The following is a 15725-nucleotide window of genomic DNA, read 5'->3' as shown; positions in this document are numbered from 1 at the left end:
TTGCGACATTTTGCATTTCCGCAGGGTCATTTAAGCTACCCTTTGAGTCATTTCTTTTGTCCACCTGCTCTTAGCTATTCAAATTTGATCAATAGGAATATTAAATAATCAAATTCGAACAGTTATGAAAAAATGGTACAAAAAGGCTGCATTAGCAATCATTGCTGCTGCATCGACAAACCAGATACTAGCTCAATCCTACGGCGTTGGTGCAGGAACGCAGGGTTCTTACCACGCTTTTTTCGGAGATGATGCCGGAAAGAAAAATTCAGGTGTTGGGCACTTTAATACATTTATCGGTGGAAGTGCCGGAAAGAGTAATACGAATGGAACAAGTAACACTTTCACTGGGCATTTGAGTGGAGGCTTGAACGTCAGTGGGAAAGAGAATACTTACACAGGCTATTACGCCGGCCTCGAGAATCTGGGTAGCTACAATGTTATGCTTGGGTCTGAGGCGGGGGCGAAGAGCTCGGGAGACTATAACATTTTAATAGGAAAGCGGGCAGGCTGGGACCTTACCGGCACAAACAACGTACTTATCGGTTTTAAAACTGGTAACTGGGTGACGGGATCTGGACGAAGCGTAGTGATTGGGGACGAGGCGGCATCTTATCAGGGTGCGACGCTTTGGGATAATACATTTGTCGGATACAGGACAGGCTACAAATCGAAAACAGGAGCCAGAAATAGCTTTCTGGGCGCGGAATCCGGCTACGCAAATGAAGGCGGAACCAATAATTCTTTTTTTGGTTACTTCACAGGTCATACCAATTCGGGGGGGAATTTTAATGCATTTTTTGGCAGCCATTCGGGATATTCAAATACTATCGGGGCCAATAACGTCTTTATGGGCAATGAAAGTGGTTATTATAACCAATCCGGCAACGGAAATTCATTTGTTGGTGTAAGAGCAGGGTACGAGAATACGGTCGGCGAATACAATGCTTTTTTGGGCACTGAGTCCGGATTTAAAAATACTTTCGGGAAAAATAATACAGCACTTGGATACCGGGCAGGATATTCAAATACTACAGGTAGTCAAAATGTCTACATAGGGAATTCAGCGGGATACTCAAATTTGAGCGGTGAAAACAATACCTATATCGGATCAGGATCAGGATCAAATGTAAGTTTGTTTAATACCACTACAATAGGAGCTCAGGCGAAGGTGACGAAGAATAACAGCGTAGTGATCGGTAACAATGCAAATGTCGGGATTGGCATTTCGGCTCCGGACTATCTGTTGCATCTCGGGGCCAGCTCCGCAGCCAAAGCAGGTTCCTCCACCTGGACGATCGCATCCGATGAACGCCTGAAAAAAGATGTCTCCGAGTACCGGGAAGGCCTGGATCTTTTGAAGCAAGTCAAACCGGTCTGGTTCAGCTATAATGGCAAGGCTGATATGCCGACAGACAAGAAATTTGTAGGTATCATTGCCCAGGATATGCAGAAGATTGCTTCGCACATGGTGGGAACATTCACTTACCAGGATTCTTTAGGCAACAAAACCGAATACCTCGATTACGATGCGAATGCACTGACTTATATGTTGGTAAATGCTGTGAAGGAGCAGCAACAGGTTATTGAGGATAACGAAGGGAAGATGCAGGAAATGAGCACGCAGCTGACCGAGCTGACTAACCGACTTGCACAATTGGAAAAAATTGTGGCAGCCTCCACGATCAAGCCACTAACAGGTATTCCGTCCGCGCGGCAGCTTGGTGAACCCAATGCAAATGGTGTGATACTCGAACAAAACTTCCCGAACGGTTTTTCCGGAAAAACTTCTATCATTTATTTCATACCACAATCAGTGAAGGATGCAGTGATCCATATTTATTCCATTGACGGGAAAAAGATTAGCACACACACTGTTAATCAACGCGGACAAGGCGAATTGCAACTTTCAGCTGATCAACTTAGTGACGGTGTTTTTGTATATGATCTGGTAACTGATGGTAAAAGCAATGGCGCGAAGAAAATGATGGTCAACAAGTGAAATTATGATTTAGCGTAAAATGCGAAAAGCGGGCTTTATCAAAGCCCGCTTTTGTTATCTACATCAATGTAATATCACATTGCTGCTTTGTCAAAGCGAATAGATTCGATATAGAAAAGAGGCTTTGAACCAGCATCAGGGTTTTTGAAAACGATAAAGAGCTTATGCATCTTCCCGTCTGCCGGTACTTTAACGGGCACATTTACAGTCTCAACCTGATTTACTTTTCCTTCCCCTATCCTGGTTCCTGCGATACCGTCCAAACGAACTTCAAAGGTACCCCCTGCGGTTTGTTCTGGTCTGCTCCCGGCGGAAACGGCCAGGTTTGAAATCTCAGTCAAGTCAATATCATTAAAGGCAATAAAACTGCCGTTTTTAAGTCCGACAACTACTTCAACGCCTTGCTCACCTTTGAAATTAATCGTATTTCGCGTAGTGTCTGCCAGACTTGCAGGCAAAGTTGCAGGTCGCAATGCAACGGTTTTTGAGCCAGTCAAGGGCCCCATTGCCCCATTTCCCTTATCGGTATAGCTTGCAGTGAAAATATAGGAACCCTCTTTTTTCTTCGCCTGCGTCACGTAACTGCTTTTAAGAGGTTTTTTATCAACTACTTTGTCATTGGCAAGTGAAAGGATATATTTTACCATTTCATCTATTTCTTCCGTTTTATGCTGGGGATGCCCGGGCATTGCCTGCTCGCCCCAAACGCCACTACCCCCTTTCAGGATCTTGTCACTTAGTGTTTTCAATGAATTACGTTCCTTCGCATATTTCTTCGCCACCTCGCGGTAAGCAGGGCCAATGGATTTTTTATCGATCGAATGACAAGCTTTGCAGTCACTCAGCTCGATCATCCGTTTTCCGGTCTCAAAACCTGTGTTAGCCTGGTGACCCTGTGCGAGCATGGTTTTATCGAAGCCTTCAAGGTAATTGATCGTCAAAGTCACCTCTTCCTCCGGTATCTTTTTATCCGCAATGCTTCCGTCTTCTTTGTCTGAAACAGAGACTTCATAGTTCACCGGTTTATCATTCCAATAAAATGATCTGTTACCTTTAATAGCCAGGTCTACTTTCGGAATCGCATTACCTACCCGTACGATCACTTCGGAGCTATTGGAGTTACCAACTTTGTCAGTCACTTTAAGCACAGCCGAATACTCACCGGCTTTTGCATAGGTATAGCTCGGGTTTGGGAGTGTGCTTTTGGGCAAACCCTTTCCAAAAGACCATTCATATTTTATAGCGTCACCATCGTGATCCATCGACCCTTTTGATGAGAAATTCACTTTCAGCGGAGTAGCGCCGGTTGTATTTGTAGCGGAAGCGACGGCAACCGGTACGCGGTTCCCTGCATTGAATGTAATATGTGAAAGACTGGCTTCATCGTTCTGTGCAAACCAGTTGGGTCCGTATTCCAATGTATAAAGCGAACCGTCGTTAGCGAATTGCATATCGATCGGGTGACTGAATTTGGTATTCGGCATGAACCGCTCTATGCTTTTCAGGTCACCCTGCTCATTCATCGTCACGATATTAATATAGTCGCGGATCCAATCATAAGCGAAGAATTTACCATTATAGTAATCAGGGAATTTTACTTTACTGGGTTGAAAATCAGCAGCGTAATAAACCGGACCTGCCATTGCATTTCGTCCGCCTTTTCCGACAATGGCGCCAAAATCAGGGGAATCGGCATACGGATAGAAAATGAATGCAGGATTAGCAGGCGGCAATTCTCGTAAGCCTGTGTTGTGCGGAGAGTTATTGATCGGTTTCGAAGCATCAAACGGGCCATGAGATGTACTATCGGCAAAATTGAAATCAATATAAGGCTTGTTGTCGGCTATGAAAAGCGGATAACCGAAGTAACCGGCTTTTCTGGCCTGGTTAACTTCATCATAACCCCGAGGTCCACGCTTTGGATCGTCAAGTGACGCATCTGGGCCCACATCTCCCCAATACAAATATCCGGTATGCTGATCGACAGAAATACGGTACGGATTGCGCGTTCCCATTACATATATCTCTGGTCTGGCTTTGGGGTTTCCGGCAGGAAAAAGATTGCCTTCGGGAATGTCATACAAGTTCGTTCCGCCTGGCATATTCGCGCGGCGGTCACCATATCTAGGCTTAATTCTCAGTACCTTACCTCTCAATGAGTTAGTATTGGAAGAAGTGTGCTGTCCGTCGAATCCTTCCCGGCCCGTTCGCTCATCAATAGGTCCGTAACCGTTTGACTGGAAGGGGTTTACATCGTCGCCAGTTGAAAGGTACAAATTGCCTTTGCTATCCCAGGCAATTGAACCGCCGGTGTGGCAGCAATCGGTTCTTTTAACCGGAACCGTCAGTAATACCTCCTCAGTATCAAGCAATAATGTGTCTTTTACATCATCATATTTAAACCGGGATAGATGCTGTGCAGTATCCGCAGCCGATGAAAGCGGCGAATAGTACATATATATAAGTTTGTTGGTTTTAAAATTAGGGTCGATATTAAGTCCCATTAAACCATATTCCTGCTTGGTGTAAACGGGTACTTCTCCTGCTACCTTGATCTTGCCGGTCTTAGGATTGTAAACTTTCAGTTTTCCTTTACGTTCTGTGAGCAGTACACGCTGATCGTCCAGCACAACGAGCTCAGTTGGTTCGTCAAGCTTGGTTGCAAGTACTTTTTTGCTGAACCGGTTTTCCTCCGGACGGGCTTTCGAATAGTCAAGTTTTGTCGCCATTGCCCATTTCAGGCCGCCGATAAAGTGTTTTACAAAAACAGGGTCTACATAAGTTGCATCCTCATGACCGAAATTGGTGTAAAACGCCTTGCCGCCATCATATTCATGGTACCACGACATGGGATGATCGTCGCCCATTTTACCATCTTTATAGGTTTTTTCATCGATCTTAACCAGCACATTTACGTTTTTGTTAAAATCTTTAAAGTCGTAGAATTCATCCTTGATCTTCCATTTTTTTGGAAAACCTTCCATCGATGGGTGCTGGTCATTTACCACATACGCCTCGCCCTCCTGGACATTCGGATTACCCGGGTGGCTTGCGAAATAGGCGCCGGAAAGTTTGTTATACCAGGGCCAGTCATACTCCGTGTCCGTCGCCGCGTGCACGCCTACATAGCCACCACCGGCCTGTATATAGTGCTCAAATGCGTCTTGTTGCTTATCGTTCAGGATATTACCGGTAGTGTTCAGGAAGATAACCGCGTTGTATTTTTGAAGATTTTTGTCGGTAAATGCGGCCGCATTTTCGGTAGTGTCGACAGCAAAACCATTCTCTTTACCCAGTTTGATAATTGCAGCCTTTCCAGCTGGAATCGAAGCGTGTCGGAATGCCGTGGTTTTGGAAAAAACGAGCACGCGGTTGCCGGGCGTAACGGTTTGTGCAGAGGCTGCCAAACCACAGCAGACAAGCGCCAGGGAGCCAAACAATCTGATACGATTTCGCAAGGTTGGATAAAGTTTATCGAGCATTACAGAGCAGGTGAACAGTTAATTTTTAGTTATTTAAAACAGGTAAAAACGAATACTTTGAAAAACGAAAATCAAAGTGTGAAGGTATAAAAAAACCTCCCTTCCATAAGGAAGACAGGTTTTTTTTATACTTGTAGATCGGACATTTACAGCCCTAAAACTTTGCGGTTAAAAGCCTCGTCAGCTCCTGTTCCTGCAAAGTCGTCAAATGCTTTCGTAGTAACCTCAATAATGTGGCTTTCGATAAATGGCGCACCTTCCGCAGCACCTTGTACAGGGGACTTAATGCAGCATTCCCATTCCAGAACCGCCCAGCTATCGTAGTTATATTGAGAGAGTTTTGAGAAGATGCTTCCAAAATCAACCTGTCCATCGCCGAGCGAACGGAAGCGGCCGGCCCTGTCTGCCCAGCCTGCAAATCCGCTGTACACACCCTGCTTTCCAGTCGGGTTGAATTCCGCGTCTTTCACGTGGAATGCCTTGATCCGGTCATGGTACAGATCTATAAATTGCAGATAATCAAGCTGCTGCAACACAAAGTGACTTGGATCGTAGTTGATATTTGCGCGGGTATGACCGCCAAGGTAATCGACAAACATCTCGAAAGTACTTCCGTCGAAAACATCTTCACCCGGGTGCAGCTCGTAAGCAACATCCACGCCATTCTCGTCATAAACATCCAGAATTGGCTTCCATCTGGTTGCCAGTTCTTTAAAAGCAGTTTCAACCAGTCCCGCGGGGCGCTGCGGCCAGGGATATAAAAATGGCCAAGCCAATGCACCGGAGAAGGTTGCGCTCGCCTTCAAGCCCAGTTTCTGGCTTGCTTTTGCCACCAATTTCAAATGCTCGGTAGCCCATTCAGCACGTGCCTTCGGGTTGTTGCGAACTTCCGGAACTGCGAAACCATCGTACATTTCGTCGTAAACAGGGTGCGATGCAACCAGCTGACCGATAATATGCGAAGCCAGTTCGGTAATTTCCAGGCCTTTATCTTTCAATTTGCCTTTCAGTTCATCGGCATAAGTCTGCGACTCGGCACATTGCTTTACATCAATAACCCGCGGATCCCAGGTAGGAAGTTGGAGACCTTTGTAGCCCAATCCCGCCATGTAATCTGCAATTGAATCCAGTGTATTAAACGGAGCTTCATCGCCTAAAAACTGGGCAAGGAATATTCCGGGTCCTTTTATTGTTTTCATAGTTCTTAATGTTGAATGATTGAATGATTGAATGATTGAATGACTTTTTATTTGGTGTTTTTGCGTGCTTTGGAAAGAATTTTAACCAGTTCTTCTGCTTCTGACATTAATGGATTTAGTTTTTCAATCGGAAGAATGCCTGACTCGGCAATTATTTCCAACCAAAAAAGAGATTCATCTGCTTCCTCAATTGTCACACTCAGCTTTGAGAAAAACTCGTTTTGACTCCTGGATCTGCAAACAGCCCGATAGTTAGCTCCAACTGACGACGAAGATCTGAGAAATTGTTTACCAATAATTCGCGCCTCCTCAGTTGAGGGTAAGGCTTTGAACACTTTGATGCTTCTTAATACAAAACTCTTAGTGCGACCTTGCAATAAAGCAACAAATTGGTTCTTCTCAGTTCCTTCCATAAGTCTGTGTGTGTAAAAGCAAAACAATTCATTTCACCAAGCATTCGGTCATTCACTCATTCAATCATTCAAAATTATTTAAATCGTTACCCAAGCCTGCGCTCTGTTACTTTCAAGTATCTTCTCACAAATCAACAACTCGCGATACCCATCTGCGAAAGTTGGGAATGTTGGTTTTTCGGGCTGTTTACCTGCTGCGATCGCGGCGTACACTTCTTTGAACATTTGTTTGGAAGTGTCCGGGAAGCCTTCGTTGTGGCCGCCGGGGAAGGTGATTGTCGAGCGAACGTCCTCGTTTACCAGCGAAGGGTCACGCATCAGAATCTCGTTGCTCTTGTCCCGGTTACCGATCCACATTTCGTTAGGCGATTCCGAAGTCCAGCTGAAAGTTTTTTTCGAGCCCGAAATTTCCAGCGACATGCGGTTTTTACGACCGGCCGACACCTGAGAAACAGTGATCACTCCTTTGTTTCCATTATCAAAGCGCAACAAAACGTTGGCATGATCTTCTGTATTAATAGGTACATCTGCATAATCCTCAGGTTGAAGCATCTTTCCAGAATAAGTTTCAACTGGTTTCAGCGGCTTCTTACGTGTTTTATGAATGGTATTGAAATCCGCCATGACCGCTACCGTTTTCAGGCCGGTAATGTATTCCAGGACATCCATTAAGTGCGACCCGATATCGGCGATCGCACGGGAATCACCGGACTTATCCGGCTCCAGACGCCAGTTATAGTCAGTTTCGTAGAAAAGCCAGTCCTGCAGGTAAGAACCGATGAAAGAATAGATCTCTCCCAGTTCGCCTTTTTCACGCATCGATTTCATCTGACGCGCCAGAGGATAGTAACGCAGGTTAAAATGCACCGCATTGACCAGCCCGGTTTGCGCTGCCAGTGCAACCAGCTCTTCCGCTTCCGCCAGGTCTTTTGCCAGCGGTTTTTCACAAATTACGTGTTTTCCAGCCAGCAATGCCGCTTTCGATTGTGAGTAATGAAGGAAATTCGGCGTACAAATGTGAATAGCCTGAATGTCGTCTTGTTTAAGAAGCTCGTCGAAGGTATAGGAGCGGGCGATTCCAAGCGCATCGGCTTTGTCTCTCGCTAGTTCTGGGGTTACTTCGCAAAGTGCTGCTACTTCAACATTAGGAAGGCGTCTCAGCGCTTCAATGTGCGCGGGGCCGATAAAACCTGTGCCGACAACGCCGACTTTAATTTTATTCATAAACAGGAATGGATATTAGGTGAGAATACAGTCCGCAAGAGCGGTTTTAATTTATGTTAACTTGAATAATGCAGGTCAGAAATTAGTCCATTTCGTTTCCGTTTTGTCCGAGGCGATGACGGCATCAATGAACTTCATACCTCTCAGGCCGTCCTGAGCCGACGGGAAGTCGTAAACAGGATCAGCCTTGCGGCCTTCCCAGTAGGCTCTCAGGTGGATCGCGAAGTTGCGATAAAGATTAGCAAAAGCCTCAAAATATCCCTCCGGGTGCCCTGCGGGAATACGCGTGTGGACCTGTGCTGCTTTGGAAAGGTTACCAACCCCGGTGCGGATGATGCGAACACCCTGATTGGTCTTGTGTATCAATGTATTGGGATTCATCTGTTTCCATTGCAATCCGCCCGTTTCGCCGTAAACGCGGATATTAAGGTCGTTTTCCTCTCCGTTCGCGATCTGGCTGTTTTGCAGGATACCTTTGGCACCGTTGTCAAACCGTAACAGGATATGTGCGTCGTCATCCAGCAGGCGCCCTTCTACGAAAATGGTCAGATCGGCGCATATTTGGGTGATTTTCAGGCCGGTAATGTACTCTGCAAGGTTTTCGGCGTGCGTGCCGATATCGCCTAGTCCGCCTGCGGCACCTGAGCGCTTTGGGTCGGTGCGCCAGGCAGCCTGTTTGTTACCGGTTACTTCAACGAGCGTGGCAAGCCAGCCTTGCGGATATTCAACGATTACCTTACGGACTTGGCCGATCGCACCCGAGGCGATCATTTGACGTGCTTCCTTCACCATCGGGTAGCCGGTGTAATTATGGGTAAGGCAGAAAATCAGCCCGGTTTTTTCCACCAATGCTACTATTTCTTCTGCCTCTTCGGTATTTAAAGTAATAGGTTTGTCGCAAACGACGTGGAAACCATTTTCAAGTGCAAGTTTGGTCGGGGCGTGGTGAACGTGGTTTGGTGTTACTATTGCCACAAAATCCATCCGATCACCTTCCGGCAGCTGCTTTTCCTTGGCTATCATTTCCTCGAAATCATTATAAACCCGGTTTTCAGGCAGATATAATGCTCTTCCTGTCTCTTTCGACTTCGCCGGATCTGAGCTGAAAGCGCCGCAAACAAGTTCAATTTCTCCATCCATGATCGCTGCACGACGATGAACCCCGCCAATAAATGCGTCCAGGGAACCACCTACCATGCCCATTCTGATCTTTCTTGACATTCCAGTTGGTTTAAAGTTTTGAAAAGATTTTAAAGGTATAAAGAGTAGTATATATCACTCTTACTTCTTACAAATATAATTTTAACGGTTAAAATACAGCCCTAAAACGCCATTAAAAGCAGTAGAATCAATCCGGATTTGTTTTTTCTGTGCAATTCTTACATTAAATTCTTGAACAGAATATCTTTCAAATTCAACTAATTCAAATAATTAAACCCTTTAAGTCTTATGACTCAAACAGTTAATGCCAACAGGCTTTTTAACGCCAGTTGTCTAGCGATCATTACGACGGCTTTTTCCTTTAGTATCAGGGCGGGTATTCTTCCTCAGCTGGGATCGGAGTTTAACCTGACTGCCGAGCAGCTGGGTTTTATCAATTCCATGTTCTTCTTTGGTTTCCCGATTTCGATGATAATCGGGGGGATCGTATACCATTCTGTCGGTCCTAAAATCATCATGCAGGTTGCGGTGGTAGCGCATACGCTCGGCATCCTGCTTACGATTTATGCCGGCGGCTACATGGGCTTGCTGATTTCCACATTCTTCATCGGTTTTGGTAATGGATGTACCGAAGCAGCATGTAACCCGATGATTGCGGATATGTACAGCAGCAATAAGCTGAACAAAATGCTGGGCCGGTTTCACATGTGGTTCCCGGGCGGGATTGTATTGGGTAGCTTGATTTCAAAATTCATGACCGACGGCGGCTTCTCCTGGCAGGCACAGATCTGGGTATTAATGCTTCCAACGATCGTTTACGCATTCCTTTTCTTTGGTCAGGCTTTTCCAAGACCAAAAGTGGAAGGTGTTACTTCTCTTGCAAAAAATTTCCAGGCGATGCTTACGCCGCTTTATATCTTCATATTCTGCTGCATGGCACTTACTGCGATTACGGAATTCGGTCCAAACCAGTGGGTTAATGTAGTTTTAAGCAGCAGTGGTGCAGATCCGATGCTGGTACTGGCATTGACTTTCGGTGTGATGACGATCGGAAGACTCTTCACAGGTCCGGTAGTGGATATGTTTGGTCAAACCGGTATTTTACTTTTCGGTGCGGTTCTGGCAGCTATTGGCATCTACATGTTTAGTACTGTAACTGGCCCTGTCGCTTATTTCGCGGCTGTGATATTCGGTCTGGGTGTATGTTTCAACTGGCCAACGGTAATCGGTTTTGTAGCACAACGCGTTCCGTTGAGCGGTGCCTTGGGTATGTCGATTATTGGTGGGGTGGGAATGCTTTCAACTTCTATTTTTCAGCCTTTCATTGGCGGTTGGATCGATTCAGCCCACGCTGAGTATTCGGCCCAAGGCTTAACCGGTTCTGCACTTGAACTCGCGGCAGGACAAGATACACTTTCCACCATGCTGACTTTTCCGATTATTTTGATCGTCGCATTCGCAGTATTGTGGTTCTGGGCTGGAAATCCTAAGCCAGGAGCGAGTGAGGACATTAAAGTGGCTGAACAGCCGCAGTTATAAGGTTTTTAGATTATTAAAAAAGGGGTTGACGATCATTTCGTTAACCCCTTTTTTAATCGAATATCAGGTAAAGAACCTATTTTAACTTCACAATCGTAACACCCGCACCGCCGCGGTCGGGATGCTCATCCTGCATTTCCCTGACCTGGGAATAACCTCTGAGGTGATTCCTGACCAGCGTTCTGAGAATGCCGTCGCCTTTTCCGTGGACAATTCTCAGCTCATCGTAACCGAGCATAATTGCATTGTCCATAAACTGATCAACAAGTCCCAGCGCTTCTTCGCCGCGCTTACCGCGCATATCGAGATTGAAGCTGAAATTGAGCATTCGCTCGTTCAAGTCAACTCCTTTTGCAGCTGTTTTAACCTTTTTCTCTCCTGTCGCAGCTTTGTAGGTTTTGTTGGAAACTTTCTCAAGCCGGCTCAGTTTGACCGTTGATTTCAGATCTCCAATGCGTATTTCCACATCTTTTCCCCTTATCGCAAGAACTTCACCAATAGCAGTCTGTCCAAGAATCCGAACGTAGCTTCCGGGTACAATGTCGCCAGTTTCGGGTTCGTACACTTCTTCGGCTGGGGCAGTCTCGGTTACTGTTTCCAGTGCCAGATTTTTCTTTCCAAAAGTTTCCAGCGCAGTCCTGACCGTTTTGGTTTTTTCCTTCTCGGCCTTGTTCTCTTTAATCTCACGTATTGTATTTTCAATCAGCTGATTTGCATCCGAAAGCAGGCTCTTCGCTTTTTGCTTTGCTTCATTAACAATTTTCTTCTCGTTATTTTCAAGATGCTCTTTTAAAGCAGTATAATCGGATAGCTGCTTGGCCAGTTTTCTTTCTTTAATACCCACTTCGATATTCTTTTCTGCGAAAACACGTCGCTCGATATCAAGCTCTTTCAAAAGCTTCTCGAAATTAACCTGCTGCTTTCCGAGCTTTTCTTTTGCCCGGTTCACTACCGCCTCCGGCAAGCCGATTTTCGACGCGATTTCAAATGCAAAGGAGCTGCCGGGCCGGCCGATTTCCAGCTGGTAGAGTGGTTCCAAATGCTCGCCGTCAAATCGCATGGCGCCATTTACCAGTCCGTCGGTCTTGTCGGCGAGTACTTTCAGGTTGGTGTAATGCGTATTAATCACACCATAAGCGCCCGATTTCACAAGGTTTTCCAATATAGATTCCGCAATTGCCCCGCCAAGTCCCGGCTCTGTTCCAGTCCCGAACTCATCAATCAGGAACAATGTTCGCCGGTTCGACACAGTAAGGAAATGCCGCATATTGGTCAGGTGGGAGCTGTATGTACTCAGGTCATTTTCGAGTGACTGCTCGTCGCCGATATCAATAAATATATTTTGAAAAAAACCCATGGAAGAACCTTCCTCCACCGGCACCAGCAGCCCGCATTGAAACATATACTGGATTAGCCCCACTGTTTTAAGCGACACCGATTTTCCGCCGGCATTTGGCCCCGAAACGATAAGTATCCGCTGTTTTTCATTCAGTTCGATATTCAGCGGGACCACTTTTTTGCCCTGTTTTTGAAAAGATAAATGCAGAAGCGGGTGCCTCGCATTACGCCAGTCGATAAATTGACGGTTTGAGAAAGGCGGATTGATCGCGCCCATTTCAGCAGCCAGTTTGGCCTTTGCGCGAAGAAAATCCATCAGTCCGAGAAAATTGTAGGCTTTTTGTAAGTCGGGTACGAAAGGACGAAGCTGACTTGTCAGTTCCAGCAATATCCTGTTGATCTCGCGCCTTTCCTCGTATTCCAGCTCGCGGATTTCGTTATTGGATTCAAAAACGTCGGTAGGTTCGATGAAAACGGTTTGCCCGGTTGCGGATTCGTCGTGGATGAAACCTTTCAGCTTGCGTTTATGCTCGGCTGCGACAGGAATTACCATTCGGCCATTCCTGACAGTGAGCGAAACATCGTCGCCTATCCAGCCGCTGCTTCGCGCAGATTTTAATATCGTATCCAGCTTTTTACGAATACCCGCCTGCTCTGAAATCAGCCTTTTGCGGATTTTCGACAGTTCCGGCGACGCCGAATCCCTTATTTGCCCGCGCTCGTCAATAATGCGGTCGATCGCGTCGGTAATCGCTTTATCTATTCTGATCGTTTTCGAATATTCACCAAGAATAGGATAGGAGTCTGGTTCCTGGTTTTCGAAAAATTTAATACACAGTTTAATGGTTTGCAGAGATGCCTTCAGGTCAGAAAATTCTGGCTGGGTCAGAAGCATTCCCTCGATAGCTGCCCGCTTTAAATAGGGTGTTGCATCGATGTAATTTTGGGAAGGAAAATTTTCGCCTGTTTCAAGAACCCGCTGCATTTCGGCAGTCTGACTAACCAGCTTTTCAACCAGCGTAAAATTTTCGGAAAACTTTATCTTCTCAACAAAAGCCTGCCCCAAAGAGCTGATACAGGCCTCTTTGAGCCGCTCCCTGAGTTTGTCAAAACCTAATTTTTGTTCTAATGTATGGGGGTAGAGCATTGGGTTATGGCTGTTGGCTAGTGGCCTTTAGCTGTTGGCTATTAGCTTTTAGCTATTAGTTTTTTTCTTAGTTAATTAAATATGAGGGGCATGATCACAGCTTTTGATTCCAGTCAATAGCCAAAGGCTAACAGCCAACAGCTAACAGCTAATAGCTTCTCAAAAAACCATCCTGATCTCCTCTTTCAACACCTTCAACGCGTGAGAGGCGGGTTGTACTTCTTTTTCTATTACCTGCGAGAAGATCTTTTTGGCAAGGTCCGAAGGCGGGGCTTCAACTGGTACTTCACTTGCTGCCTGATTGATCACAGCCACAGTTTCGTTCATAGCATTCGTAATTTGCTCCCACGCGTTACTACTCATGTAAAGTTGCTGTGCCACATTATGGTTGTATTCATCCCGGATCTCTTGTAACAGGATCTGCTGTAGTTCCAGTGCGCTCATGGCCGACGGTACCAGCCGAAGCAACAAATTGCTGGGTGTGATGCGTTCCAGAAAAAGGCACATGCGCTCATAGGCCTGTAAACGAAGCGGAAGCGTGATTTCAATATTCTTGCCTTTGATATCGAACTTTTGTTTTTGAAAAATTTTATCTGCTACGGTAGTAATTGTCAGGTACATCCCGAAGGTGATGATCGCTCCCAAAAGCAGCACGATCAGTATCATTTGGTATTCCATGGTAAATTGAGTTTCAAGCCACAACGAAATGCAAAATTAGCGGATTGCCAGAATTAGCTAATATTTATTTGAAATAGCGAATGGAACAGGTGGGAAGTGTGTTAAGATCTTTGTCTGAACAAGCATACAATTTATGGAAAGTCCTATCCAACTAACGGAAGATGCTAAGCTGGAAATAAGATCGACGCTGGAAGCGAACAAAATCCCCGACACATATGGATTGCGGGTTGGATTGAAAGGCGGGGCATGCAGCGGTACCTTTCTGCTCGGCTTCGATACAGTGACCGATTTTGACCAGACTTATCTGGTTGAAGGGATTAAAGTGATCATAGACAAGCGTCACCTGATGTATGTGATCGGGGTGTCGGTCGACTACGAAGAAGGTGCGAACGGCAGCGGTTATACGGTTTCCGCGGCAGAAAAAAAACTGGAATAGGTATGCTGTTATTCCTCAATGGTTACATGTTTCCAGTTCTCGCCTGAGCGGATCCTGTTGAGCTGCGTGTGTGTAATGCCAAACTGCTTCGCAATCATTTTGAGGCGGTTATTATCGTTTTTAAGTAATTTTTTGATAATCCGTACCTTGCTTTCTGTAAGCTTGTAATTCTTTGTCCTTCTGGGGATTACCCGATTGATAAAAGCCGGATTCTCGCGATTATGCTCAATCATCTCAGCCTTTGTGACCCACTTCAGATTTTCGTAGTAGTTATTCTGCTTTTCAAAATCGATATGTATTACAAAGTTGTGCTCGGCATCGGGTTTGTCTACAAAATGCTCCGCTACCAGCTTGTGCACATAACGGTTGATCGTTTTGCCACCTGTCACCCTGATATTTAGTGATCTGTATCCCTGAATAACCGATCCTTTTATTACCACCCCTTCTTTCGGGTTGTTTTGAAAGCTTTTCAGTCTGCCATAATTAGATACTTCGTAATGAGGAGCATTCTCAATCTCATCGAATTTAATTTTAGCCCACTTTTCGTTCCAGAAACTCCGACTTACATTTAACTCATTCATTTTGAAAAAAGATATATTATTAGGTTAATATGGCTGCATTCTTAACATCTGCCTTTTTGGGCGCTGTACTTGTACCTTGAAACGAAATCCTTGTATTCAAATGTTATTCCCGGTAAGCGGGAATGCATTTTATTACATTCATTATTTCATCAAAACTAAATACCATGAAACGTACGCTGATCATAGGTGCCACTTCCAATCCTTCCAGATATGCCTATCTGGCTGCCCAAAAACTTATGAATTACGGTCACCCTATCATTCTGGTAGGCCGGAAAAAAGGTTTTGCGCTGGGAGAAGATATTCATCTGGAAAAATCAAATTGGGAGGATGTAGATACCGTAACATTATATATCAATCCCAGCCACCAACCTGAATATTACGACTACATTGTCTCTTTAAATCCCAAACGCGTAATTTTTAACCCCGGTACCGAGAACCCTGAATTTAAAAATATCTTGTTGAATAAAAATATCATACCAATAGAGGGCTGTACGCTGGTCATGCTATCGACAGGCCAGTATTGAC

12 protein-coding genes are annotated in these 15725 nt (G+C 45.4%); 4 read left to right on the top strand and 8 right to left on the bottom strand.

All coding sequences use genetic code 11. The features are described 5' to 3' along the window. Positions 1–124 precede the first annotated feature (124 nt). The gene (locus FXO21_RS04150; protein WP_149638906.1) at positions 125–2002 is read left to right on the top strand and encodes a tail fiber domain-containing protein; all 1878 of its coding nucleotides are present in this window, start codon (positions 125–127) and stop codon (positions 2000–2002) included. 74 nt (positions 2003–2076) lie between these two features. Here the strand turns inward: FXO21_RS04150 and FXO21_RS04145 are convergent, their stop codons facing one another. The 5 genes from FXO21_RS04145 to FXO21_RS04125 form a co-directional block, all read right to left on the bottom strand. Further along, entirely contained in the window at positions 2077–5484 is a 3408-nt protein-coding gene (locus FXO21_RS04145) for a ThuA domain-containing protein (RefSeq protein ID WP_149638905.1), read from the bottom strand. 146 nt (positions 5485–5630) lie between these two features. Beyond that, complete coding sequence (locus tag FXO21_RS04140) at positions 5631–6683, bottom strand: sugar phosphate isomerase/epimerase family protein (RefSeq protein WP_149638904.1); 1053 nt, start codon at positions 6681–6683, stop codon at positions 5631–5633. A 47-nt stretch (positions 6684–6730) separates the two neighbouring features. After that, positions 6731–7096, bottom strand: a complete 366-nt coding sequence (locus FXO21_RS04135) for a four helix bundle protein (protein WP_149638903.1) — start codon at positions 7094–7096, stop codon at positions 6731–6733. A gap of 78 nt (positions 7097–7174) precedes the next feature. After that, entirely contained in the window at positions 7175–8320 is a 1146-nt protein-coding gene (locus tag FXO21_RS04130) for a Gfo/Idh/MocA family protein (RefSeq protein ID WP_149638902.1), read from the bottom strand. Positions 8321–8395: 75 nt separating this feature from the next. Then, entirely contained in the window at positions 8396–9523 is a 1128-nt protein-coding gene (locus FXO21_RS04125) for a Gfo/Idh/MocA family protein (RefSeq protein WP_149643363.1), read from the bottom strand. 246 nt (positions 9524–9769) lie between these two features. Here FXO21_RS04125 and FXO21_RS04120 point away from each other — a divergent pair, with 246 nt between their 5' ends. Beyond that, positions 9770–11020, top strand: a complete 1251-nt coding sequence (locus FXO21_RS04120) for an MFS transporter (RefSeq protein ID WP_149638901.1) — start codon at positions 9770–9772, stop codon at positions 11018–11020. Positions 11021–11096: 76 nt separating this feature from the next. Here the strand turns inward: FXO21_RS04120 and FXO21_RS04115 are convergent, their stop codons facing one another. Beyond that, the gene (locus tag FXO21_RS04115) at positions 11097–13505 is read right to left on the bottom strand and encodes an endonuclease MutS2 (RefSeq protein WP_149638900.1); all 2409 of its coding nucleotides are present in this window, start codon (positions 13503–13505) and stop codon (positions 11097–11099) included. A 159-nt stretch (positions 13506–13664) separates the two neighbouring features. Beyond that, on the bottom strand, positions 13665–14183 hold the full coding sequence (locus FXO21_RS04110) for a DUF7935 family protein (RefSeq protein WP_149638899.1): 519 nt from the start codon (positions 14181–14183) through the stop codon (positions 13665–13667). Between the two features lie 133 nt (positions 14184–14316). Here FXO21_RS04110 and FXO21_RS04105 point away from each other — a divergent pair, with 133 nt between their 5' ends. Continuing rightward, positions 14317–14619 (top strand): HesB/IscA family protein, encoded by a 303-nt coding sequence (locus FXO21_RS04105; protein ID WP_149638898.1) that lies wholly within the window; start codon positions 14317–14319, stop codon positions 14617–14619. An 8-nt stretch (positions 14620–14627) separates the two neighbouring features. Here the strand turns inward: FXO21_RS04105 and FXO21_RS04100 are convergent, their stop codons facing one another. Then, positions 14628–15200 (bottom strand): NUMOD4 domain-containing protein, encoded by a 573-nt coding sequence (locus FXO21_RS04100; RefSeq protein WP_149638897.1) that lies wholly within the window; start codon positions 15198–15200, stop codon positions 14628–14630. Positions 15201–15364: 164 nt separating this feature from the next. On the opposite strand from FXO21_RS04100, the gene FXO21_RS04095 reads away from it, so the two are divergent. After that, entirely contained in the window at positions 15365–15724 is a 360-nt protein-coding gene (locus tag FXO21_RS04095; protein ID WP_149638896.1) for a CoA-binding protein, read from the top strand. Position 15725 lies beyond the last annotated feature (1 nt).

It is taken from the genome of Dyadobacter sp. UC 10 (assembly GCF_008369915.1).
In the GTDB taxonomy this organism is placed as follows: domain Bacteria; phylum Bacteroidota; class Bacteroidia; order Cytophagales; family Spirosomataceae; genus Dyadobacter.
The sequence above is the reverse complement of the archived record's forward strand: the minus strand, read 5'-3'. Positions and strand labels throughout refer to the sequence as shown.